This window comes from Helcococcus ovis (assembly GCF_004524775.2).
Classification (GTDB): Bacteria; Bacillota; Clostridia; order Tissierellales; family Peptoniphilaceae; genus Helcococcus; species Helcococcus ovis.
In genome coordinates this window covers 858622-883503 of the sequence record NZ_CP119081.1, presented here as the reverse complement: position 1 = coordinate 883503, position 24882 = coordinate 858622, and the positions used below count along the sequence as shown (strand labels likewise).

The following is a 24882-nucleotide window of genomic DNA, read 5'->3' as shown; positions in this document are numbered from 1 at the left end:
GAAATAAATTTAGGAGGATATATGGAAATTACTGCAAAAATGGTTAAAGAGTTAAGAGATTTAACTGGTGCTGGTATGATGGATTGCAAACAAGCTTTACAAGAAACAAATGGAGACATGGACAAAGCTGTTGATTTGCTAAGAGAAAAAGGTGCAGCAAAAGCTGTTAAAAAAGCAGGAAAAGTTGCTGCAGAAGGAATTATAAAATTACTTGTTTCAGAAGATAACAAAAAAGGTACTTTAATTGAAATTAATACACAAACAGACTTTGTTGCTAAAAACGAAAACTTTGTTGCATTATCAGATAAAATTGTTAAACATGTATTTGATAACAATATTAAAACAGTAGAAGAATTAAACGAAACAATATTTGAAGGACAAAACTTCAAAGATTACATGAGTACACAAATTGCAAATATTGGTGAAAATATTGTTGTAAGAAGAATTTCTACATTAATGGCAAAAGAAAATGAAGAAATAGTAGGATATGTACACTTCAATAATACAAATGGTGTAGTATTAAAAGCAAAAGCAGATAGTGAAAAAACATTAGAAGGTGCTAAACAATTATTACAAAATGTGACAATGCACATTTCAGCTATGAGTCCAGAGTATATTTCATATAAAGAATTATCTCCGGAGTTTGTTGAAAAAGAACTTGCTGCATTAAAAGGTGCTTTAGAAGTTCAAAATGAAGAAAATGAAAGATTAGGAAAACCATTAAGACATATTCCTAAATATGGATCCAGAGCTCAAATTACAGATGACGTTTTAGCTCAAGAAACAGAATTAATTAGACAAGAATTATTGGCAGAAGGTAAACCGGAACATATTTTAGATAGAATTGTTCCCGGTAAAATTTCAAAATTCTTTGAAGATAATACACAAATAGATGCTCAATATGCTTTATATAGCCAAATATATGTATTAGATGCAGATAAAACTGTAGAAGAAGCAATTAATGATAAAGCAAAAGAATTAAATGGTTCTTTAGAAGTTGTTGAATATGCAAGATTTAAAGTAGGTGAAGGTATCGAAAAGAAAGAAGAAAACTTTGCTGAAGAAGTTGCAAGTCAAATGAGAGGCGAATAATATATTCACGATTACTAAAAGAGAACATAAATTGTTCTCTTTTACTGTATATAAATTTATGGAGATATAATATGTATATTAACAAAAGAGTTCTTATCAAATTAAGTGGGGAAGCTCTTGCGGGAGGCAAGGGTTTTGGAATGGATGATAATGCAATAAACAATATTGCTAAAACTATAAAAGAAGTACATGATTTAAATGTACAAATAGGTATTGTTGTTGGTGGCGGTAATTTCTGGAGAGGAAGAAATCAAGATGATATGGACAGAACTGTATCAGACAACATAGGTATGTTGGGTACAGTTATGAATGCATTAAGAGTACAAGCTGCCTTAGAAAAGATAAATTTGGAAACAAGAGTTCAAACAGCTATTCAAATGAATGAAGTTGCAGAACCATTTATTGTAAGAAGAGCTATAAGACATTTAGAAAAAGGTAGGGTAGTTATATTTGCTGCCGGAACGGGACATCCATATTTTTCAACGGATACAACTTCAGCATTAAGAGCTTTAGAAATAGGAGCTGATGCAATATTAATTGGTAAGACAGGTACTGACGCAATTTACGATAAAGATCCTAATAAATTTGATGATGCAGTAAGATATAATGAATTATCATATAAAGAAATTTTAACTAAAAATTTAGGTGTTATGGATGCTTCAGCTACATCATTATGTAGGGATAATAACATGCCTTTAGTTGTTTTTGGTATTGATAATCCTGAAAATTTAGTTAAAATTGTAAAAGGCGAAAAAATTGGCACTATTGTTGGAGGAGACAATGATAAATAATTTAATCAAAGATGGAAGAAAACATTTTGAACAACATTTAAAAGGATATAAGGATAATCTAAATTCTATAAGAGCCGGTAGAGCAAACCCATCATTAGTAGAAAATATTCATTTTGATTATTATGGAACACAGACACCTATAAAAAATGCTGCTACTATTACAGTGCCTGAAGCAAGATTATTAGTTATACAGCCATGGGATGTATCTCAATTAAAAAATATTGAAAGATCTATTTTAGCATCTGAATTGGGAATCACACCTTCAAATGATGGTAAAGTTATAAGGTTACCTTTCCCGGAATTAAATGAATCAACTCGTAAAGATCTTGTAAAAGAGGTTAAGGCTAAAGGTGAACAATCTAAAGTAGGTATAAGAAATTATAGACGTGATATGATTGATAGCATTAAGAAAGCTGAAAAAGATAAAGAAATCTCAGAAGATGATAAGAAAGTTTTAGAAAAAGAAGTTCAAGATTTAGTTGATGAATTTGTAAAGAAAATAGATGAAGTTACAAAAGAAAAAGAAAAAGAATTATTAACAATATAATTTAATAGGTAGGGAGCGTATGAATGATAAAAATTTAATTGAATTAATAAAAAATAGTTCATTAAATCACATTGCAATCATAATGGATGGTAATGGGAGATGGGCACAAGAAAGAGGCTTAGATAGAAGTAAAGGACATAGTGCAGGAATGCAAAAAGTTGTTGAAATTATCGAAGTTGCACAAAAATTAGAAATTAAATATTTAAGTTTGTACGCTTTTTCTACTGAAAATTGGAAGAGACCCCAAATAGAGGTGTCGACTTTATTCTCAATATTAAATACATTTATAAAAAATGAATTAAATAGGTTAATTGAAAATAATGTAAGATTAACATTAATGGGGGATATAAGTAAGCTGCCTTTCACAAGTAAAAAGGCTGTTGAATATGCTATTAATAAAACTAAGGATAATACTGGTTTAACAGTAAATATTGGTCTAAACTATGGTTCTAGAAATGAAATATCTATGGGAATAAAAAAAATATGTAATGATGTAAGATTGGGAAAGATAAAAGAAGATTATATTGATGATTTAACTTTATCAAAATATTTATATACATCAGATATACCTGATCCGGATTTACTTATACGAACCGGTGGAGAGAAGCGTTTATCTAATTTTATGTTATATCAACTTGCATATTCTGAATTTGATTTTCCAAAAATATTTTGGCCGGATTATGGAGAAAAAGAATTCAAAGATTCTATTATTAATTTTATAAATAGAAATAGAAGGTTTGGTGGATTAAATGAAAAGTAATTTATTAAAACGTGTGATTACAGGTATAATTTTAATATTTATTATATTAGCAATGATTTATTTTAATAATCCTATTCTCACATGTGGATTGCTTATTTTATCAAATATAGCTATTTTTGAATTATCAAAAGCTTTGAAAAAGATAAACTATGTTATCGAAGATAAACTATTATATATACTTAACAGCATTCTTATTTTATCAACTTTATTTTATGATATAAAGATTACATTTAGCTTATATATTTTAATGATTGTAATTATATTTTCATTTATTATTTTAAAAAAAGAATGTAAAATTAATGATATATTAGGAAATATTTTTATAATTTTGTATATAACGGCACCCTATATTCTTTTATTAAATTTAAGAGATAGTAAATGGATTTTATATGCTTATGCATTACCATCGTTTACAGATACATTTGCATATGCTATAGGTATATTATTTGGTAAACATAAGTTGATAGAAAGACTTTCTCCTAAAAAGACAGTTGAAGGAGCTTTTGGTGGAATTTTAGGTGGTATAGTCTTTACTTATATTTTTATAAATATATTTAATTTAAATCAAGATTTATTTTTATATGGATTCGCTATAATATTTTCAATTTTCTCACAAATTGGAGATTTATTTGCATCTTTAATAAAAAGAAAAGCAGGTATTAAGGACTATGGAAGTATATTAATCGGACATGGAGGTATAATGGATAGATTTGATTCATTACTCTTTGTTGCGCCTTTAGTATACGTAATGATTATTAATTTGAGGTTATAATGAGTACAGCAATAAATATTATTATTGGATTATTAATGTTTTTATTTTTAATTACAATACACGAAGGAGGACATTTTACAGGTGCGAAATTGTCCGGTATTAAGGTTAACGAGTTTTCAATAGGTATGGGACCATCCATATATAGTAAACAGGGAAAAGAAACTCTTTATTCATTAAGAGCATTACCAATTGGAGGTTATGTCATGATGGAAGGAGAAGAAAGTGATTCCGAGGATGAAAGAAGTTATAATAATTCTAAACCTTGGAAAAAATTTATTACAATTTTAGCAGGACCGGGAATTAACTTGTTATTTGCAGTGATTGTATTTTTTGGTATTAACGCATTTAAGGGGACTCCCTCAACAATTGTAAATAAAGTTTTAGATAATTCTCCAGCACAAATGGCTGAAATTAAACCCGGAGATAAAATTCTAAAGATAAATGGAAATAATATTAATATTTTTCCGGAAATAGTTTCTGAATTAAGAAATTCTAAACAAAAAGCAAATATTTTAATTTTAAGAGATAATAAACAACTTTCTATCGAATTAAATACAGTAGATAAAAATGGACAAAAATCTATAGGTATTTTACCAGTATTAGAAGGAGGTATTTTAAGTAATTTAAAATATTCATTTTATATGACCTTCTATACTATGGGCGAGATTTGGAATGGTTTAAGAGGTTTAGTATCAGGTGCTTTAGGATTGAATCAATTATCAGGACCTGTAGGTGTTATAAAGCAAGTAGGCACAGTTGTTAATAATGGTTTTGAATCATTTCTAATATTTGCTGCAGTAATTTCTATCAATTTAGGATTCTTTAATTTATTACCTATACCCGCACTTGATGGCTCTAAATTATTATTTATAATTTGTGAAATGATTATTGGTAAACCAATAAATAGAAAATTTGAAGAAAGAATTACAATCGTTGGATTTATATTTTTACTTGGACTAATTTTATTAGTTACAATTAAAGATGTAATTTCACTATTTTAGAGGGATGTAATAATGCAATTTATCGAATTTTTAGAAGAATATAATAAAAACAATAAAACGAAACTTTTTTTAGATGAAGTTTCGTTTTTTAAAATTGAAAATGAACTTAATATAAAGCTTCTTTCGAAGGAAGATGTGAATATTGATGATATAAAAAAATATTTTAATAAAGTGTTGGAAAATTATGAAGTAAACATTGAAATATCATTATTTACATTAAAAGAAATATTTGACTATTTTTCAGAAGTTTTTCCTTCATTGAGATATGAATATAATGATCCGAAATTTACTATATTTTTATTACATATTAATCAAAAGCAATTTTATGAAACTAAAGATATTTTTATAAGATTTAGGGATAAAGTTTCAAAGTTGGATATAGAAGTAGAATTTTTAGAAAATAACATTGATAATAAAGATGTAATTGAAGAAATTGCAAAAAAAAGAGAAGAAGAAATATTACTACAGATAAAAAAAGCTAAAGAAAAAGAAGATAGGAAACAGGAAAAAGAAGTAGTTAAAAAAGCTTCTGAAAATGGAGAAATGTTTTCTTATGGTTTTACAAAAGGTATACCTGCTAATTTTACCGAACTAGAGGATTTAGTTAATGATACAAACAAAGTTAAAGTTAAAGGAAAAGTATACGATCTTGAAAGTAGAACTGTTAAATCCGGTTGTTTTATTAAGTTTTCCTTAGATAATGGCTATTATGCAATTTCATGTAAAATATTTGTAAGAAGTGATAAAATTGAGGACTTTTTAGCTAATTTTAAAAATGGTATGGATGTAATTTTGTCGGGAATTTATGCATTTGATGAGTGGGAAAAATCATCTATATTAAATGTTACAAGTATTGAACAAACAATTTTACCTGTTAGACAAGATTTATCAAAAGAAAAAAGGATAGAGTTTAATATTCATACCAAATATACGAATTCAGAATCTGTAGTCGATATTTCATCTCTATTTAAAACATTAAAGACTTGGGGGCATGAAAATGTAGGTGTATCTGATTTATTTAATGTGCAGGCATATCCTGAAATTTATAAAGTAGCAAAATCTAATGGTATTAAGCTTAACCTAGGATTGCAAACTAATTTTATTGATTCAGAGATGACAATACTTAGAAATTATTATAATTTACCTCTTGATAACAAAGACTATGTTGTATTTGACTTGGAAACAACAGGATTGTCGAATTTTACAGACAAAATTATAGAGTTTGGTGCAGTAAAAATAAGAAATGGTGAAATAATAGAAGTTTTTGAAGAATTTGTAAATCCGAAGGAACCATTAAGTGAATTTACAACTGAATTAACAGGTATTACAAATGATATGGTTGTAAATGCCGATACAATTGATATTGTGCTACCTAAATTTTTAGAATTCACAAAAAACACAATTTTAGTTGCTCATAATGCAGAATTCGATGTTGAATTTATTTTAGCTAAAACAAGTGAAGTAGGTTTAGAATTTAAGCCTGTTTATGCTGATACAATGTATATTTCAAGGGCATTAAATCCTAATTTAAAAAATCATAAATTGGATACTCTAACAAAACATTATAAGGTAAATTTACTAAACCATCATAGAGCTTCTGATGATGCTAAAGCAACAGCAGAAGTATTTATAAAAATGTTAAAACAACTCGATGAATTGAATATTAAATTTAATCAAAATATTAATAAAATGGATATAACATTTGATGTTGCTCAACATAAAGAATATCAAGGATTATTATATGTACAAAATAAGATAGGATTAAAAAATTTATATATAATAGTGTCGAAATCAAATTTAGAATACTATCATAGAAATCCAAGTATACCATTAGATATTTTAGAAAGTTTGCGAGAAGGAATTTTGATCGGAACCGGTAACTATAAAAGTAGATTATTTAATTTAATTTCACTTGGATATGATGATGAAATATTGTTAAATGAAGCTAAATTCTTTAATTTTATTTCATTAATTCCTCTTGATTTCAGTGATCATTTAATTAAAAGAGGTTATATCAGAAACGAAGATCATCTTAAAAATATTAATAAAAAATTAATAGAAATTGCTGAAATAATAAATATTCCTGCGATTGCTATGGGAGATGTTTACTATATTGATAAAAAAGACTATCCTTTTAGAAATGTATTAAAAAATTATCCAAGAAAGAGAAGTCAGGAAAATTCTGGGGCTTTTTACTTAAAAAATACTCAGGAAATGTTAAATGAATTTTCATATCTAGGCGTTGAAAAAGCTTATGAAGTTGTAGTTACAAATTCATATAAATTAAATAATATGATTGAAAATATTTCGCCTATTGCAGATGGTACATTTCCACCTAATGTAGAAAAAGCTGTTGAAAGATTACAAACAGAATCGTTTGAAAAAGCGAGGGCAATATATGGTCAAACACTACCACAATTAGTTGAGAATAGATTAAATAGGGAGTTAAATTCTATTATAGGAAATGGATATGCTTCATTATATGTAATTGCTCAAGAACTTGTAAGGGAATCTAATAGACAAGGTTATTTAGTAGGTTCTAGAGGTAGTGTAGGATCAAGTTTTGCAGCAACAATGGCAGATATTACAGAAGTAAATCCTCTTCCTGCACATTATATATGTGAAAACTGTAAACATGTAGAATTTAACGAAGATGAAAGATATTCTTGTGGTGTTGATTTACCTGATAAAATTTGTCCAAAATGCAGTAGTAAGATGATTAAAGAAGGTTTTGATATTCCATTTGAAGTATTCTTAGGATTTGAAGGAGATAAAGAACCTGATATTGACTTGAACTTTGCATCTGTTTATCAATCAAAAATCCATAAATACACAGAAAAATTCTTTGGACCCGGTAAAGTATTTAGAGCTGGTACTTTAGGTACGATTGCTGAAAAAACTGCATATGGTATGGCAAGAAAATATAAAGAATACTACCCTGATGATGAAAAAATTCAACTTGATAATGCAAATATAAATAGAGTAAAAAGATATATTACCGGTGTTAAAAGAACAACGGGACAGCATGCCGGTGGTCTTATTATTGTACCTGATAATAAAGATATTGAAGATTTTACACCTGTGCAATATCCGGCAGATAAAAAAGAAACAGGAATTATAACTACTCATTTTGATTATCATGCAATAGATAAAAACTTATTAAAGCTTGATTTACTTGGACATAATGCTCCAACTATTATTAGATTATTGTCGGATAAAAGTGGAGTAAATGCTGTAAAAGTTCCTTTGGATGATAAGGATACAATGAGCATATTCAGCTCAACTGATAAACTTAATATCAAACATGAATATACAAATATTAAAGATGGTTCTCTTGGAATACCAGAATTTGGTACAAATTTTGTTCGTGGTATGCTAGCAGATACTAAACCTACAACATTTGAAGAGTTGATACGTATTTCAGGGTTATCACACGGCACAGATGTATGGTTAGGAAATGCTCAAGAACTAATTAGACAGGGAATTTGTAATTTAAAGAGTGCAATATGTACTCGTGATGATATTATGAACTATTTAATAGAAAAAGGATTGGATAAAAAACTTGCATTTGATATTATGGAAAAAGTTAGAAAAGGTAAAGGCGTATCTGATGATCAGATTAAGGAAATGAAAAAATGTAGTGTGCCTGACTGGTATATTGACTCATGTCAGAAAATACAATATATGTTTCCTAAAGCACATGCTGTGGCATATGTTATGATGAGTTTTAGAATCGCATATTTTAAGGTACATCATCCAGCATATTTTTATGCTGTATATTTTACAAATGCAATTTCTGATTTTAAATATACACATATTTCAAGAGGACTTGATTATATGACTTCATTTATAAATACATTAAAATCTCAAGATAATGTTGATATAAATAATGAATTTTACTGTTATGAACTTGCAGAGGAAATGTATGCTAGAGATATAAAGATGGAAAAGGTAGATTTATACAAATCACATCCTTTAGAATTTGAAGTAATTGATGATAATACTATTTTAGCACCTCTTATGGCAATGGAAAATATTTCTGAATCAATGGCTATTAGAATTGCAGAAGCTAGAAAATCCGGAGAATTCATTTCTAAAGAAGATTTTATAAATAGAACTAAAATTAACAAGACAGCTGTCGAAACACTTGAAAATGCAGGTGTTTTTGATGGCATGCAAGATACAAATCAAATTGACTTTTTTAATATGTAAATTTGACTAAATAGTATTTAATTGATATAATGTTAGTAGATAGAGCGTTACTAGAGAGTGGACAGAGGTCCACTCTTTATTCATTACAAGGAGTGATAATGTCAAAAAATTTAATTGAACAATTAAAACTTGAATTTGAACCTAATATAACAGATATGGGGTATGAATTAGTTGACATAGAATTTATTAAAGAGAATGGCGAAAATTATTTAAGGTTTTATATATATAGTGATAATGGTATTAATATAGATGATTGTGAAAAAGTTTCAAGATATTTAGATGCTAGATTAGATGAATTAGATCCTATTAGTGTACATTATTATCTTGAAGTTTCATCTCCTGATTTAAATAGACCGTTAAAGACTGATGATGATTTAAGGCGAAATATTGGACGAATTATTGAAGTTCATTTATATAAAAAGATAAATGGAATTAAAGATTATGTGGCAATTTTACAAGAATATAGTTCTGATGATATTATATTATCAGATGATAACAACGAAAAAATAATATTAAAAAGAAAGGATATAAGCCTAATTAAAATTTGGTTAGAGTTTTAGAATATAATTATGAATAAAGAATTTATAAGAGCTTTAGATGAAATAGAAAAAGAAAAAGGTATAAAAAAAGAAGAAATAATTACTGCGGTTGAAAGAGCTTTAGAAAAAAGTTTTGAAGAAAATTATGATAGTACAAATGTAGAAATTAGCATAAATGAAGAAACAGGAGATACTAAGGTTTTAGCTATAAAAGAAGTTGTAGAAAATGTTATTGATCCAAATACTCAAATTTCCTTAGAAGAAGCTTTATTTCATAATAAACGTGCAAAAATTGGTAAGGAACTTAAGATAAAGGTTACTCCAAAAAACTTTGCAAGAGTAGCAGCTCAAAAAGCAAGAAATATTGTTATACAATATATAAGAGATGCTGAAAGGAAAGTTATCTATGAAAGTTATATTGACAAAGAAAAAGATATAATAAATGGCATAATACAAAGAATTGACTATAAAAATATATATGTAGATTTAGGAAAATCTGAGGGATATATACCTGAAAAAGAACAAGTTGAAGGGGAAAATTTTAAACCCGGAGATAGAGTAAAATTGTATGTAAAAGAAGTAAAAGAAACAAGTAAAGGTCCACAAATATTGTTATCTAGACGAGCTCCTGAATTTGTTGCAAAATTATTTGAAATTGAAGTGCCGGAAATTAGTCAAGGCACGGTAGAAATTATGTCAATTTCCAGAGAAGCAGGATATAGAACAAAAATTGCTGTTTATGCTGAAGATAGTTCTATTGATCCTGTAGGTGCGTGCGTTGGGATGAAAGGTGCCAGAGTCAACTCAATAGTTGAAGAAATAAATGGTGAAAAGATTGATATTGTTGTTTGGAGTAAAGATATGAAAGTATATATCTCAAATTCATTATCACCATCTGAGGTTGTAGATGTATATATTGATGCGGACAAAAAAGAAGCAGTAGCATTTGTTCCGGATAGTCAATTATCTTTAGCTATAGGCAAAGAAGGACAAAATGTTAGATTAGCTGCTAAGCTAACTAATTGGAAAATAGATATAAAAGCTGAAAGTAAAATGGATGAAGTATTAAAAGAATTAGAAGAATTAAAGCTTAGGGAATCTGAAGTTCATGAAGATTTTGAAGAAACAACTAAAGAAGTTATAAATGAAGATTCTCAAAATTATACTTTGGATGATATAAATGAGTAATTCAGATTTGAGATTAAGAAAATGCATTGTGTGCAAAGAACAAAAATCTAAAAAAGATTTAATTAGAATAGTAAAAGATAAAGAAGGAAATATTAATATAGATTATAGTGGAAAACTTAATGGTAGGGGTGCCTATATATGTAAAAATAAAAGTTGTTTGAATACTGCGATTTCAAAAAAACTTTTAAATCGTCACTTAAAAACAAACGTAGATGATAAAATTTACAAGGAGTTGGAAACTATGTAGAAAGGTGTATATATGTCAAAAACAAGAGTATATGAATTGGCGAAAGAATTAAAATTATCAAGTAAAGGATTAATTAAAATATTAGACGAAGAGTTTGGTTTAGAAGTTTCTAGTCATATGTCAGTTTTAGAGGATGAAAACTTAGAACTAATAAAAGAATATTTTGCTGAACTTGAAGAAGAAAAGAGCAATAAAAATAAAAAGAAAAAAGAAATAATTGAAAAAGAAGAAATAAAAGATTACGAAGAATATAATGATGAATATGAAAAAATAGATAGAAAGAAGAAAAAGAAACAAAAAAAAGATAAAAAATTACAAGTTGAATTCAAAGAAGATGTAAAGCAAGAACAAGCTGAATCAAAAATTGTTTATATTGAAGAAGGTATTACTATTAAAGAATTCGCTGAAAAATTAAATAAACCGGTAACAGTAATTATAACTGAACTTATGAAAATGGGTATAATGTCAAATATGAACCAAGAAATTGAAATTGAAAAAGCAATAGAAATAGGTATGATATTTGATATTGAAGTTGAAGAAAAGTTATTAGTTGAAGAAAATGATGCAAATGATATTTCAAGTATTGACTTTGAAGATAAAGAAGAAGATTTAGAATTAAGAGCTCCTGTAGTTACAGTTATGGGACATGTAGACCATGGTAAAACATCTCTTCTAGATAAAATGAGACATTCTAGAGTTACAAGTACTGAAGCTGGTGGAATTACACAACATATTGGTGCTTCTTCAATATATGTTGATGGAAAGAAAATTGTATTTTTAGATACTCCAGGTCACGAAGCCTTTACTCAAATGAGATTAAGAGGTGCTAATGCAACAGATATAGCTATATTGGTAGTAGCTGCTGATGATGGAGTTATGCCTCAAACTATTGAAGCTATAAATCATGCTAAAGCTGCTGGTGTACCAATAATAGTTGCCATAAATAAAATGGATAAATATGAAGCAAATCCTGATAAAGTAAAATCCGAATTAGCAGAACAGGGCTTAACACCTGAAGATTGGGGTGGAAAAACTATTATGATTCCTGTATCAGCACATACTGGTGAAGGTATAGATGAGCTATTGGAAATGATTTTAATGGTTGCAGAAATTGAAGAATTGAAAGCTAATCCAAATAGACCGGCTGTTGGTATTGTTATAGAGGCACAATTAGATAAAGGTAGGGGACCAGTTGCAACAGTACTTATAAATAAAGGTACGTTAAATAAGGGAGACTTTGTTGTTTCTGGACGTTCAAGTGGTAAAGTAAGGGCAATGTTTGATAGTAATCAAAAAGAAGTAAAAAAAGCAAAACCTTCAACTGCTGTATTAATTTTAGGTTTATCAGATGTTCCTGAAGCAGGGGATAAAATTTATGCTATTGAAGACGAAAAATTAGGTAAAAAATTTGCTGATAGAGCAGCACAAAAAGAAAAAGATGAGTTTATCAAGAGAACATCTAAAGTTAATTTGGATCAATTGTTTAATAAAATTTCTGATGGGGAAGTTAAAGGCCTTAATATAATTGTTAAGACAGACGTAAAAGGTACTATAGAGGCTGTAAGTACATCCTTAACTAAACTTTCAAATGAAGAAGTTAAAGTAAATGTAATTCACGGGGCTGTAGGAGGTATAAATGAATCTGATGTTATGTTAGCTTCAGCTTCTGATGCAATTATTATAGGATTTAATGTAAGACCAAATCAAGGGGCTAAATCTCAAGCGGAAGCTCAGGATATTGAAATAAGAACATATAGAGTTATTTATGAAGCTATTGAAGATATCAAAAAAGCCATAAATGGTATGTTAGCACCTAAGTTTGTTGAACAAGTTATTGGTACTGCTGAGGTAAGAGAAGTATTTAGAGTACCTAATGTAGGTAATATAGCTGGTATCTATGTTACAAATGGACAAATGCAAAGAAATGCAAAAATAAGATTATTAAGAAACGATGTTGTAATACATGAAGGAGAAATAACCTCATTAAAACGTTATAAAGATGATGTTAAAGAATTAAACCAAGGCTATGAAGGTGGTTTGGGTATTCAAAATTATAATGACATAAAAGTTGGAGATACTTTAGAAGCATTTATTGATAAAGAAGTTGAAAGATAGGAGTAAAAATGGATAAAAAAAGAATCAAAAGAATCGAATCAGAATTAAAAAAAGAAATATCTGTTATGATTAGTAATGATATTAAAGATCCAAGAATTGCACCTATAACTTCTATCACAGATATTGAATTGACTGATGATTTACAATCTGCTAAAATTTATATTTCAGTTTTAGGTAGTGATAAGGAAAAATGTGATACAATTGATGGTTTACAAAGTTCTATCGGTTATATAAAACGTGAATTAGGTAAAAGAATGAACTTAAGACATATTCCTCAATTAAAAATTATATTAGATGATAACATTGAGGAAGCAATGAGAATTGAAAAATTGATTAGTGAAGTAATAAAAAAAGATACAGAGGCACAAAATGAACGTGAAGAATGATTTTTTCAAATTAGTACAAAAATCACATAATATCTTAATTTCGGGACATATAAATCCGGATGGGGATTCAATTGGATCCTCTTTTGGTTTAGCTCTTACGTTAAAAAATTTAGGTAAAAATGTAAAAATTATTAAAAATGATGATTTTCCAACTAATTTAGAGTTTATATATAGAGATGATTTATATTATAATGATGAGTTTAATGATTCAATAGATTTGTTTATAGCTGTGGATAGTGGTGATATTGAAAGAATTGGAGATAGTGTTAAATATTTTGAACTAGCAAAAAATACCGCAAATATAGATCATCATATCACTAATACACATTTTGCAGATTTGAACATTGTTTTAGAAGCAAGCTCAGCTTGTGAAATTGTCACAGAATTATGTATTGACTATGATGTAATTATACCGGAGGATGCTGCAACCTATCTATATTTGGGAATTTTGACAGATACATATAGGTTTGTCTATGAATCTTCAACTTCTAAAACATTAAGAGCGGCTGCTGCACTATTGGATATAAATGCAAATAGAAAATTAATTCATGACAATCTTTATGATAAACTAAATACTAATTTATTACTGTTTCAAGCTGATGTGATAAAAAATGCAACTAGAATTGGAGATAAAATCATAGTTGCAATGATAACTAAAGATTTAGTTGAAAAATATAATTTAGATTTTGATAAAACATCAGGAATTGTTTCATTGTTAAAAACTATTGATGGAATTGAAGTTTCTGCAATAGTTCAAGAAGATGAACCAAATAAACAAAAAATAAGCTTTAGATCTCAAGAAATTATTGATGTATCTAGGATAGCGGTTGAATTTGGCGGAGGTGGCCATGTAAGAGCTTCCGGAGCAAATTACGAGGGGACACTAAACGAAGTATTTGACAAAGTTATAAAAAGATTGGAGAAACTTTATGAAGATGGGGATCTTAGTCGTTAATAAAGCTAAGGGAATGACCTCTCATGATGTTGTTGCTATTTTAAGAAGAAAATTAAATATAAAAAAAGTAGGACATACTGGCACATTAGATCCAATGGCAACAGGTGTCCTACCAATCTGTATTGGTAATGCTACAAGAGTAAGTGATTATATAATGAATCAAGGCAAGTCATATATAGCGACTCTAAAATTTGGAGAGGCTACTACAACTTATGATTTTGAAGGTGAAATAACTAATAAATCAGATAATAAAATTTTTCAAGTAAATGAAGTTAAAAATGTATTGGAGGGTTTTAAAGGAATAATTGAACAAACTCCTCCGATTTACTCAGCATTAAAAGTAAATGGAAAAAAGTTATATCAATATGCAAGAGAAGGAAAAGAAGTTGAAATTAAAAAAAGAAACGTAAAAATATATGATATAAAACTTCTTGAATTATCCAATGAATATGCAAAAATAGAAGTTTCATGTTCTAAGGGAACATATATAAGATCACTAATTCACGATATTGGATTAAAACTAAATACTTTTGCTCATATGACTGATTTAATTAGAAATAGAGTAGGTAAATTTGAATTAATTAATGCAATAGATATTTCTAAAATTAATGAACTAAATTTTGAGGAAATATTAGAAAACGTTATCCCCGCCGAAAAATGTTTATATAATTTAGGGCAAATAAATATTTTAGAAGATTTAAAATTTAGATTAATTAATGGACAACGAGTAAATATAAAAACTATAAAATACAATGGTATTTTTAATCAAAATAAGGACATAGTAGTGTCTGTAAATAATGATTTTATAGGAATAGGTAAAATTAAAAATAACATATTAAAAATGGAGAAAGTATTATGTCAATAATTATTGATTTAGACAATAATAAAAATGATATATTTGAAAAGTCAATTATTGGACTTGGAAATTTTGACGGATTTCATTTAGGGCATAGAAATATTATAAAAAAGGTTATATCTATTGCTAAAAAATATAATTTAAAATCTTCTGTATTAATTTTTAAGCAACATACTAATGATTTATTTCCATCATTTCCTAAGTACTATATTTCATCATTAAATGATAAGATAAAAATTTTAGATAATTTAGGAATTGATATTATTTATTTAATAGATTTCAATTTAGATTTTGCAAAGCTTAATAGTGAAGAATTTATTTTTAATTTTATAAAAGATACGCTAAATGTTAATACATTAGTTTGTGGGCCTGATTATACATTTGGTAAAAAAGAAATTGCAAATACCGACTTATTATTAAAATATAAAAGAGAAGGGAAAATTGATGTAGAAATAGTTGATTATGTAATGAATAATTGTCAGAAAATTTCTTCAACTCTAATCAGAGAATGCATAACTAATGGAAAAGTTGATAAAATAAAATATTTTTTAACAACTAATTATAAAATTTCCGGAACTGTAATTCATGGAAATAAGATTGGTTCGACTGTATTGGGATATCCTACTGCTAATATATCTATGAATTTTAATTATATCATTCCTCAAGAAGGTGTATATTTAACCTATGTATATCATGATGAAAAAAAATATTTATCATTAACATCTATCGGTACAAATCCAACTGTTACGGATAGTAAAAATATAAAAATTGAAGTATTTATATCAGATTTTAATAAAAAAATTTATGGAGATAAATTAGAAATAGAATTCATAAAAAAAATTAGAAACCAAATCAAATTTAATACAAAAGAAGAATTAATGAAATGTATGGATAACGATTACAAGGTTTTACTTAACTTTAAAAACAAATTTTAGTATGATATAATCTGAAAATCTGTTATGTAATTTAACAGAAATAATATAAATAATTAATATAATAAATTTATAATATATTTATTTCATAATTATTTATAAAATTTTTAGAGGAGAAGTATTATATTATGAGAAAATACGGTATGAGAAAGTTATCTGTAGGTTTCGTATCTGTAGTATTAGGAGTGCTATTATTACCTAATATTGTTGTACAAGGAGGAAATAATCGATATATTTCATCTTCAATATATGCATCCGATGAAATGCATGTAAAAAAAGATAAATTTAAGCCATCACAAGAATTGTTAGATTATCTTAGAAAACCTATTCCATATGATAAGCCCACACAAGCTCCCGATGGTGTGTTAAGTGTTAACGAAACTCAAGAATATGTTATAAAAGCAATTATGGAGCAACAACCGGCCGTTATATTTTATGGACCGGATGGATTTGATAAAAAAGTTTTAGAAGAAGTTCTTTATACACCTTCATATGGGAGTTTAATTAAACATATCTATGGAGAATGGAAAACAGATAAAGAAGAAGTTAATTTTGAAAAAGGTATATATAGATATATAACTAGATTTAATTATGCAACATTAAAAGAAGATGTGATGAGAGCAGAAAAATATTTGGATGAAGTTGCTAAGTGGCTAGAAAAGAAACTTGATGAAGAATATAAAACAAAATTTAAAAATACACCTGATTCAGAAGATTTTAAAAAAGCATTAATAATTCATGACTTTATTGTAAAAAATGTTGCCCCTAATTTTAATGTTCAACCTAATAATCCTACTCTAGTTAAACCAAAATTAAATGATAAAATTGGAAAGGAATATGAATCGCATACATTACCTGCTGCTATTTTTGGAGAAAATACTGTTTGTCAAGGATATGCAATGTTATTTGATAGATTGGCATATAAGATGGGACTTGAATCTAAGATTCTAAGAGGAACAAGTATGTTTAAATATTGGAAGAGAGGTGATAAATCACAAGAGGCCAAAAACATAAAGGATATAGATTATTTTAAAACACAAGTAAATACTGTTAATTATAAAAATTTTTCATGGGCAAACCATATGTGGAATCAAGTAAAAATAGATGGTAGATGGTATCATGTAGATGTGACACATGACGCTGTTTCTTCTAGACAAAATCCTAAATATAGGTATGATAGATTTTTAGTTAGTGATTCTTCCTTAGAAAAACAAATAGTAAAACCATCAGGAATTATAGACTCAAAAACTAGGAAATATGAATATATTGATTATATAGATATAGCTATATGGAATAAAAATGAAGTCGACCTTGTTCCTGAAGATTATAAAATGGAAAAATTGTATTATCAATACAATAATGAAAGGGAATTACATTCAGACAATAAACCTTTTTTCAGTCCTGTTAAATCAGAATCGAAAATAAAGAATGATATATTAAGCTTTGATGATATTGCATATATCAAAAACAATGTAAAACCTATATCGCAAATAACATATGCTCATAAAAAAAATGAAACAGTAAATGTATTGACTGGAACTACATTAAAAGATTTACCTAAAAAGTTAGGTGCTACTATTATAAAATCAACAAACTCTAATAAAATTTTAGAATTAGGTAGTGCAGAAAAAATTGATGTTTTAGCAAAGTCTACAAATAATAACTATGATGAACTATCAAATATATCCGGTAAAGAAGTAGAAATTGAACTTTATAATGATAATGTAGAAGTGAAAAGTAAAAAAGTTAAAGTTAGATTTCTTTCTAAGGATAAAATGCCTAAACCAGAAACATTTATATTCACTATGAATGGTTATGATAATATATCTATAGACCAATATCATCATTATAATGACAATTTGGCAAGTGACTATAATAAAAAACAAAAAGAAGAAAAAAAACAAGAATTAACAAAGAAAATTTTTAGTAAAGTTTCAGCTAGTCACAGAGACCTAAATAAATATAAAGGTAATATTAAGTTAGAAATTTTAGACCTTGAAAAAGTAAGATTTGATAATCCAGGAGAGTACAAAGTAAATGTTGTTGCTACAGGTAATGATAATTTAAGAGTTAAAAAAGAATTAACAATTACAGTAAAAAAAGCACCAGAAAAAAATAGATTAACGATTTCAACAAAAAATAATCAAGAAGCTTATCAAATAAATTCAACAGATGTCAAGAAAGAAGGATATAATAAATTCATAGATGTTATAAAAAAATACATTGATCCTACTATAATATTTGACGTTTTTGGACAAACTCAAAAATTAGATGGTTATAAAATGTATTTAGTTGATAAAAATAATGTGAAATGGCTATATAATGAACAAAAAGATAATTTTGAACATCCTAATAATGCAAATTATATGTTCACAGAAAAGTATAGTATTTCTAATATGAAAGATATGTTAGATTCAAACTTATCTCTTAAATTAATTATTGAAAGAGAATATCAAGGTTATTTACAAACAACGCCTATGATTTCTCTTAATGTTATTAAAGATGATGATAAACTAATTAATCATAACAATAATAAAGAAGAAATCATAAAAAATGCTAATACATCTAACTTTAGTATATCTGAATCAGTTAAATATATTAATGCAATTAATGAAACAGATTCACATACACATCTTAAAAAATTACAAGAAAAATTAGAATATGAACAAACACAAATAAGTAAAAATACACAAAAGAAACAAGTAAAATATAAAGTAATACACAAAAATAATAATAAAATTCTTTTTGAGATTGATAAATTAGGTTATGTAGGAGATACATATATAGAATATGCAGACGATTATTATATAAGTAAATACGGTACTCCTAAAAAAATAGGCCGTTGGGGTGTAAAAAGAGAAGCTAAAAAAGAACAAAGAATTACATTAGGTGAAAGCAAAGAAATTTTATTTGATTATAAAAAATAAATATTTAAATAAAATATTTACACTATAAAAATTCTGTGTTATACTTATTTAGTACTTTGGCTTGGTTTAAGATAACTCCGTTCTAAACTCGGTCATAGTGAATAAAAAATATAGGAGGAAATCATGATTTCAAACGAAAAGAAATTAGAAATAATCAAGGAATTTGGTAGAAAAGAAGGAGATACAGGTTCTCCAGAAGTTCAAGTAGCTATTTTTTCTCACAGAATTAAAGAGTTAACAGAACATTTAAAACAAAATCCTAAAGATCATGCTTCAAGAAGAGGATTATTTATGTTAATCGGTCAAAGAAAAGGATTATTAAATTATCTTGAAAAGAAAGATATTGAAAGATATCGTTCATTGATCGAAAAATTACAAATTAGAAGATAATTTTGAAACTGTCATACAAATGTATGGCAGTTTTTTTTATTCACATTTTTACTTGTTTTATGATATTATATATCTGTACATAAAAAAGAAATATATAAAATAAGATGGCAGGTGCTATCAATAGGAGAAAAAATGGTAAAAAATTACAAATATAGTTCAAAATACAATTCATTTGAAATAGAAACAGGTAAGATGGCTAAACAAGCCGGGGGGTCTGTTACAATTAAAGCTGGAGATTCAATGGTTTTAGTTACAGTAGTAGGAACTGATACACCTAGAGAAGGTGTTGACTTCTTTCCACTTTCATGTGAATTTCAAGAAAAAATGTATGCAGTAGGTAGAATTCCCGGAGGATATGTTAAAAGAGAAGGTAAACCATCTGACGAATCAACATTAAAAGCACGTATGATGGACAGACCCTTAAGACCACTATTTCCAGAAGGATATAAAAATGATGTTCAAATAATTGCTACAGTACTATCTGCTGATGAAAATCATGATGTAGGTATATTATCAATGGTAGGCTCATCAGTTGCCTTAGGCATTTCAAGTATTCCTTTTAATGGACCTACAGGTTCTGTTTCAGTAGGATATGTTGATGGAGAATATATAATAAATCCAACACAAGCTCAACGAGAAATTTCAGATTTAGATTTAACGGTTGCGGGTACAAAAGATGCTATTATGATGGTAGAAGCCGGTGCAAATGAATTAACCGAAGATGAAATGCTGGAAGCTATTTTATTTGGTCATGAAGAAATAAAGAGAATATGTGATTTTATCCAAACTATTATTGATGAAATTGGTAAAGAAAAACAAGTATTTGAGTTCAAAGATGTAGATAAAGAATTGAAAAATGAAATAGAATCAGAATTTTATGACAAAATTAAATCTGCACTACAAGGTATAGATAAGCAAACAAGACAAGAAGAATTAGATGCAGTTAAAGAAGAAATCATTGAAACTTATGTGACAGAAGATTTTGAAGATGTTGAATTAAGAAATAAAGAAGTTATTGCAATCTTTGATAAATTAGAAAAAGAAATAGTTAGAAAATTAATTTCTGTTGATAAGATTAGACCAGATGGTAGACAAATGCATGAAATTAGGCCATTATCTGCCGAAGTTGCTCTTGTACCGAAAGTACATGGATCAGGTTTATTTACAAGAGGGCAAACTCAAGTATTAAACATAGCTACATTGGGTTCACCAAGTGATGTTCAATATATTGACGGTTTAACAGATGAAGAAGTTAAGAAAAGATACATTCATCACTATAACTTTCCACCATTTTCAGTAGGAGAAGTAGGAAGAATGCGTGGTCCCGGCAGAAGAGAAATTGGACATGGTAGACTTGCTGAAAGAGCATTAGAACCTGTAATTCCTTCACAAGAAGAATTTCCATATGTTATAAGATTAGTTTCGGAAGTTTTAGAATCAAATGGTTCTTCATCAATGGCTTCAGTTTGTGGTTCTACATTATCATTAATGGATGCAGGGGTACCGATAAAAGCACCTGTTGCCGGTATTGCTATGGGTTTAATAAAAGAAAATGATGACATTGCAATTTTAACAGATATTCAGGGTCTAGAAGATCACTTGGGAGATATGGATTTTAAAGTTGCTGGTACAAAAGAAGGTATTACAGCATTACAAATGGATATTAAAATTGATGGTATAAATAGAGAAATCTTAACTACAGCTTTAGCAGATGCTAAAAGTGCAAGATTAAGAATTTTAGATGTAATTACGACAACAATTGCAGAGCCAAGAAAAGAATTATCACCAAACGCTCCAAGAATTTATACAATTCAAATTAAACCTGAAAAAGTTAGGGAAGTTATTGGTTCCGGCGGTAAGACAATTAATAAGATAATCGATGAAACTGGAGTAAAAATTGATATCACTGACGAGGGACTTGTGACAGTTTCTTCTCAAAATGGAGAAGGTGGAAAGAGAGCTATTGAAATGATAGAAAGTATTGTTGAGGAGCCTGAAGTAGGGGATATCTATTTAGGAAAAGTAATTAAAATCATGAACTTTGGATGCTTCGTATCATTTGGACACAACAAAGAAGGGCTTATACACATTAGTAAACTGGATAAAAAGAGAGTACAAAAAGTTGAAGATGTTGTAAAAGAAGGCGATGAATTAATGGTCAAAATATTAGAAATTGATGATAAAGGTAGAATAAATTTATCAAGAGTATTTGAATAAAAAATAAAATTAAAGTGGGTTAGAGAAAATCTAACTCATTTTTTATTTATTGATCCTGCTGAGGCTACTTTTTATTATAGATAATAAATATTTAGTATTTTTAAGTTTAAATGTTTATTTCAAAATTGTACTAAATATGGTATAATAAAGTTGAGTTTTTATGGAGGAAATATGGCGAATAAAAGAAAAAAGACTACCACAAATAATAAAAATTTTGCTATTAAGTCGATTATTACATTATTTTTATTTATATTTATAATATCATCTATTATTTTTAAGGATAAAATGGGAATAATAGGCGAAGTATTTAGTAAAGGTCTTTTTATTCTTTTTGGTTTGACAGCTTATATTTTACCGATATATATGGTTTTTATGTTTTTTGCATTACTAAATAAAAAATTTTATGATTCAAATAAACATAAAATTATTGTAATTTCACTATTATTTGTAGTGACGGGGATATTTTTGTCTACTTTCTACAGTATTGGTGTAAATTATTCATCATATATTCAAAACTCATATAATCAAGCGTTAAAGTATACAGGAGTAGGTATAATTTTTACCACTTTGTATTTTTTATTTAATGCTTTAATTGCCAATATTGGTATATATATATTTACTATATTTGTATATTTTGCTTCATATTTTTATTTATTTGATAAATCTATGTCTGAATTTTTCAAAAATTTATTTTATAAGCTTAAAACTTTTAATTCTAAAGCACCTAAAACTATTAAGAATAATAATGATGTTAAGGAAAAAAGTTTTATCTTTGATAATAAAATTGAAAATAAAAATGAATTAAAAAACAATACAAGTTCTGATAAACTTGAACCTCGTATTGAACCAAAAATTTCATATCATAAGCAAAATACAGAAAATAATTCAGTGAATAAAGAAATCGATGAAGAAAATGATTATGATCAACTCGGTATAGTATATGATGATAATTATCAATATACTAAGCCACCAATGGACTTATTAAATAATCAAATTGAGTCTAAAACTGATGATGAAACGAGATTATTAGGCAATGCTGATATAATCGTAGATACATTAGAAAGTTTTGGTATATCTTCAGAAGTTGTAAATATTAACAATGGACCAACTGTAACTTCATATGAAGTTAAACCGCAATCAGGTATTAAAGTAAGTAAAATAGTTAACTTATCAAATAATTTAGCTATGGCACTAGCATCACCTGGTATTAGAATTGAAGCTCCTATTCCTGGAAAACCTTATGTAGGAATAGAAGTTCCAAATCAAAATAAAGACATTGTTACATTTAAATCTTTAATTTCCACTGATGAATTTCAAAAAGAAGATGATGACATCACAGTTGCGGTTGGTAAAGATTTATTTGGCAAACCGTTATATGCAAAAATTAATGAAATGCCTCATTTACTTATTGCAGGTGCTACAGGATCAGGTAAATCTGTTCTTATGAATGTTATCATAATGAGTATTATATATAAATATTCTCCAAACGAGGTTGAATTTATTATGATTGATCCTAAAATGGTTGAATTAAAAATATATTCTGGAATACCTCATCTAAAAGGAAGAAAAGTAGTTACGAAGGCTCAAGAAGCTACAGCATCTTTATATGAAGCTGTTAAAGAGATGACTACACGTTTTGAGAAATTTTCAAAAACTGGATGTAGAGATATTAAATCATATAATAAAAAAGTTGAAGAAGATAATGAAGATGGTACATTAGAAAAAATGCCATATTTAGTTGTTATCATTGACGAGTTATCTGATTTAATGATGGAAGCATCCAAAGATGTTGAAAATTATATTACAAGACTGGCTCAAATGGGTAGAGCTAGTGGTGTTCATTTATTAATTGCAACTCAAAGACCAAGTGTTAATGTAATTACAGGTATTATTAAAGCTAATATCCCATCTAGAATAGCATTTCAGGTTGCATCAAATATAGATTCAAGAACTATAATTGATATGTCCGGAGCTGAAAAATTATTAGGAAAAGGGGATATGCTTTATTATCCAGGAAAACTTCCAAAACCGAAACGTGCACAAGGTGCATTTTTAACGGATAGTGAAGTTGAAAGAGTTGTTACATTTGTAAAAAATAAAAATGAAGAAATTAAACATGATGAGAGCTTTAATAAAGTGATTACAGAAGCTGCAAATAAATCCGGTGAATCGGTAGATGATCTTGATGAATTATTTGATGAAGCTGTAAACTTTGTTATAAGTGAAAATCAAGCTTCGATTTCTGCTATTCAACGTAGATTTAGAGTAGGATATGCTAGAGCCGGTCGTATAATTGACCAGATGACTAGAAAAGGAATTGTAAGCGAACAGGATGGAAGCAAGCCTAGAAATATACTTAAAACTTTAGAAGAAATTGAAATGGAAGATAGTAATGAAGAAATTATTGAAAATGAATTTACCGAATAAATTAACTCTAATTAGACTTTTAATGGTTCCAGTTTTTGTTATTATATTTAATATATATAAATTAAGTTCAATTTTACCGGCGGTAATATTTGCACTTACATCATTTACTGACTTTTTAGACGGGTACATTGCCAGATCTAGAAATTTGGTTACCACATTTGGTAAATTTATGGATCCTTTAGTAGATAAAGTATTGACACAAGCTGGTTTTATGGTTTTAGCCGGAGTTAATATTATTCCCGCTTGGACTGTTATAGTTATTATTTTTAGAGAATTATTAATTGATGGATTAAGAATCCTAGCAGCATCAAATAATATTACAATTGCTGCATCAATTTATGGTAAACTAAAAACTATAAGTCAGATGATTACAATAATTATGTATTTATTAAGTGGAATATTAACATTTATTCCAAGTTTAATTTTTAGTATATTACTTTACATTTCAGTAGTTTTAACTATTATTTCTGGTTTAGATTACTTAATTAAGAATATAAAAGTTCTAGATTTAGAAAATATTTAGGAGGT

General features: G+C 27.5%; 20 protein-coding genes. All 20 read left to right on the top strand.

Annotated features, from left to right (window positions below; all coding sequences use genetic code 11):
• Positions 1-21: 21 nt before the first annotated feature.
• Positions 22-1092 carry a translation elongation factor Ts gene (gene tsf, locus EQF90_RS08365; protein WP_134710701.1) on the top strand — a complete coding sequence of 357 codons (1071 nt, stop codon included), beginning with the start codon at positions 22-24 and terminating at the stop codon, positions 1090-1092.
• 71 nt (positions 1093-1163) lie between these two features.
• Positions 1164-1883: a UMP kinase gene (gene pyrH, locus EQF90_RS04140; protein WP_134710700.1), complete on the top strand. Its 720-nt coding sequence runs from the start codon at positions 1164-1166 to the stop codon at positions 1881-1883.
• Entirely contained in the window at positions 1873-2430 is a 558-nt protein-coding gene (gene frr, locus EQF90_RS04135) for a ribosome recycling factor (RefSeq protein ID WP_134710699.1), read from the top strand. Before pyrH ends, frr begins: the two co-directional genes overlap by 11 nt.
• 19 nt (positions 2431-2449) lie before the next feature.
• Positions 2450-3190 carry an isoprenyl transferase gene (locus EQF90_RS04130; protein ID WP_134710698.1) on the top strand — a complete coding sequence of 247 codons (741 nt, stop codon included), beginning with the start codon at positions 2450-2452 and terminating at the stop codon, positions 3188-3190.
• Complete coding sequence (locus tag EQF90_RS04125) at positions 3180-3962, top strand: phosphatidate cytidylyltransferase (RefSeq protein WP_134710697.1); 783 nt, start codon at positions 3180-3182, stop codon at positions 3960-3962. Before EQF90_RS04130 ends, EQF90_RS04125 begins: the two co-directional genes overlap by 11 nt.
• Positions 3962-4963 carry an RIP metalloprotease RseP gene (gene rseP, locus EQF90_RS04120; protein WP_134710696.1) on the top strand — a complete coding sequence of 334 codons (1002 nt, stop codon included), beginning with the start codon at positions 3962-3964 and terminating at the stop codon, positions 4961-4963. Before EQF90_RS04125 ends, rseP begins: the two co-directional genes overlap by 1 nt.
• Positions 4964-4975: 12 nt before the next feature.
• Positions 4976-9175, top strand: coding sequence for a PolC-type DNA polymerase III (locus tag EQF90_RS04115; RefSeq protein ID WP_134710695.1), 4200 nt, complete (start codon positions 4976-4978; stop codon positions 9173-9175).
• A gap of 98 nt (positions 9176-9273) precedes the next feature.
• Complete coding sequence (locus tag EQF90_RS04110) at positions 9274-9735, top strand: ribosome maturation factor RimP (protein ID WP_134710694.1); 462 nt, start codon at positions 9274-9276, stop codon at positions 9733-9735.
• A gap of 9 nt (positions 9736-9744) precedes the next feature.
• Complete coding sequence (nusA, locus tag EQF90_RS04105; protein ID WP_134710693.1) at positions 9745-10902, top strand: transcription termination factor NusA; 1158 nt, start codon at positions 9745-9747, stop codon at positions 10900-10902.
• Positions 10895-11149 (top strand): RNase P modulator RnpM, encoded by a 255-nt coding sequence (gene rnpM, locus EQF90_RS04100; protein ID WP_134710692.1) that lies wholly within the window; start codon positions 10895-10897, stop codon positions 11147-11149. The genes nusA and rnpM overlap by 8 nt, the downstream gene beginning before the upstream one ends.
• A gap of 12 nt (positions 11150-11161) precedes the next feature.
• Positions 11162-13264: a translation initiation factor IF-2 gene (infB, locus tag EQF90_RS04095; RefSeq protein WP_134710691.1), complete on the top strand. Its 2103-nt coding sequence runs from the start codon at positions 11162-11164 to the stop codon at positions 13262-13264.
• Between the two features lie 8 nt (positions 13265-13272).
• Positions 13273-13650, top strand: coding sequence for a 30S ribosome-binding factor RbfA (gene rbfA / locus EQF90_RS04090; RefSeq protein ID WP_134710690.1), 378 nt, complete (start codon positions 13273-13275; stop codon positions 13648-13650).
• A complete protein-coding gene (locus EQF90_RS04085; protein ID WP_134710689.1) occupies positions 13634-14605 on the top strand; it encodes a DHH family phosphoesterase in 972 nt (323 codons plus the stop codon). The genes rbfA and EQF90_RS04085 overlap by 17 nt, the downstream gene beginning before the upstream one ends.
• A complete protein-coding gene (gene truB, locus EQF90_RS04080) occupies positions 14580-15470 on the top strand; it encodes a tRNA pseudouridine(55) synthase TruB (protein ID WP_134710688.1) in 891 nt (296 codons plus the stop codon). The genes EQF90_RS04085 and truB overlap by 26 nt, the downstream gene beginning before the upstream one ends.
• Positions 15461-16396, top strand: a complete 936-nt coding sequence (locus EQF90_RS04075; protein WP_134710687.1) for a bifunctional riboflavin kinase/FAD synthetase — start codon at positions 15461-15463, stop codon at positions 16394-16396. The genes truB and EQF90_RS04075 overlap by 10 nt, the downstream gene beginning before the upstream one ends.
• Positions 16397-16521: 125 nt before the next feature.
• On the top strand, positions 16522-19320 hold the full coding sequence (locus EQF90_RS04070; protein ID WP_134710686.1) for a transglutaminase domain-containing protein: 2799 nt from the start codon (positions 16522-16524) through the stop codon (positions 19318-19320).
• A gap of 123 nt (positions 19321-19443) precedes the next feature.
• Positions 19444-19710 carry a 30S ribosomal protein S15 gene (rpsO, locus tag EQF90_RS04065; protein WP_134710685.1) on the top strand — a complete coding sequence of 89 codons (267 nt, stop codon included), beginning with the start codon at positions 19444-19446 and terminating at the stop codon, positions 19708-19710.
• A 132-nt stretch (positions 19711-19842) separates the two neighbouring features.
• Positions 19843-21927 (top strand): polyribonucleotide nucleotidyltransferase, encoded by a 2085-nt coding sequence (pnp, locus tag EQF90_RS04060; RefSeq protein ID WP_134710684.1) that lies wholly within the window; start codon positions 19843-19845, stop codon positions 21925-21927.
• 171 nt (positions 21928-22098) lie between these two features.
• Entirely contained in the window at positions 22099-24354 is a 2256-nt protein-coding gene (locus EQF90_RS04055; RefSeq protein WP_134710683.1) for an FtsK/SpoIIIE family DNA translocase, read from the top strand.
• Entirely contained in the window at positions 24338-24877 is a 540-nt protein-coding gene (pgsA, locus tag EQF90_RS04050; RefSeq protein ID WP_134710796.1) for a CDP-diacylglycerol--glycerol-3-phosphate 3-phosphatidyltransferase, read from the top strand. The genes EQF90_RS04055 and pgsA overlap by 17 nt, the downstream gene beginning before the upstream one ends.
• The last annotated feature ends 5 nt before the right edge of the window (positions 24878-24882 follow it).

Coding starts and splice junctions, on each gene's coding strand:
- tsf (WP_134710701.1), top strand. CDS start 22: ATGGAAATTACTGCAAAAATGGTTAAAGAGTTAAGAGATTTAACTGGT.
- pyrH (WP_134710700.1), top strand. CDS start 1,164: ATGTATATTAACAAAAGAGTTCTTATCAAATTAAGTGGGGAAGCTCTT.
- frr (WP_134710699.1), top strand. CDS start 1,873: ATGATAAATAATTTAATCAAAGATGGAAGAAAACATTTTGAACAACAT.
- EQF90_RS04130 (WP_134710698.1), top strand. CDS start 2,450: ATGAATGATAAAAATTTAATTGAATTAATAAAAAATAGTTCATTAAAT.
- EQF90_RS04125 (WP_134710697.1), top strand. CDS start 3,180: ATGAAAAGTAATTTATTAAAACGTGTGATTACAGGTATAATTTTAATA.
- rseP (WP_134710696.1), top strand. CDS start 3,962: ATGAGTACAGCAATAAATATTATTATTGGATTATTAATGTTTTTATTT.
- EQF90_RS04115 (WP_134710695.1), top strand. CDS start 4,976: ATGCAATTTATCGAATTTTTAGAAGAATATAATAAAAACAATAAAACG.
- EQF90_RS04110 (WP_134710694.1), top strand. CDS start 9,274: ATGTCAAAAAATTTAATTGAACAATTAAAACTTGAATTTGAACCTAAT.
- nusA (WP_134710693.1), top strand. CDS start 9,745: ATGAATAAAGAATTTATAAGAGCTTTAGATGAAATAGAAAAAGAAAAA.
- rnpM (WP_134710692.1), top strand. CDS start 10,895: ATGAGTAATTCAGATTTGAGATTAAGAAAATGCATTGTGTGCAAAGAA.
- infB (WP_134710691.1), top strand. CDS start 11,162: ATGTCAAAAACAAGAGTATATGAATTGGCGAAAGAATTAAAATTATCA.
- rbfA (WP_134710690.1), top strand. CDS start 13,273: ATGGATAAAAAAAGAATCAAAAGAATCGAATCAGAATTAAAAAAAGAA.
- EQF90_RS04085 (WP_134710689.1), top strand. CDS start 13,634: ATGAACGTGAAGAATGATTTTTTCAAATTAGTACAAAAATCACATAAT.
- truB (WP_134710688.1), top strand. CDS start 14,580: ATGAAGATGGGGATCTTAGTCGTTAATAAAGCTAAGGGAATGACCTCT.
- EQF90_RS04075 (WP_134710687.1), top strand. CDS start 15,461: ATGTCAATAATTATTGATTTAGACAATAATAAAAATGATATATTTGAA.
- EQF90_RS04070 (WP_134710686.1), top strand. CDS start 16,522: ATGAGAAAATACGGTATGAGAAAGTTATCTGTAGGTTTCGTATCTGTA.
- rpsO (WP_134710685.1), top strand. CDS start 19,444: ATGATTTCAAACGAAAAGAAATTAGAAATAATCAAGGAATTTGGTAGA.
- pnp (WP_134710684.1), top strand. CDS start 19,843: ATGGTAAAAAATTACAAATATAGTTCAAAATACAATTCATTTGAAATA.
- EQF90_RS04055 (WP_134710683.1), top strand. CDS start 22,099: ATGGCGAATAAAAGAAAAAAGACTACCACAAATAATAAAAATTTTGCT.
- pgsA (WP_134710796.1), top strand. CDS start 24,338: ATGAATTTACCGAATAAATTAACTCTAATTAGACTTTTAATGGTTCCA.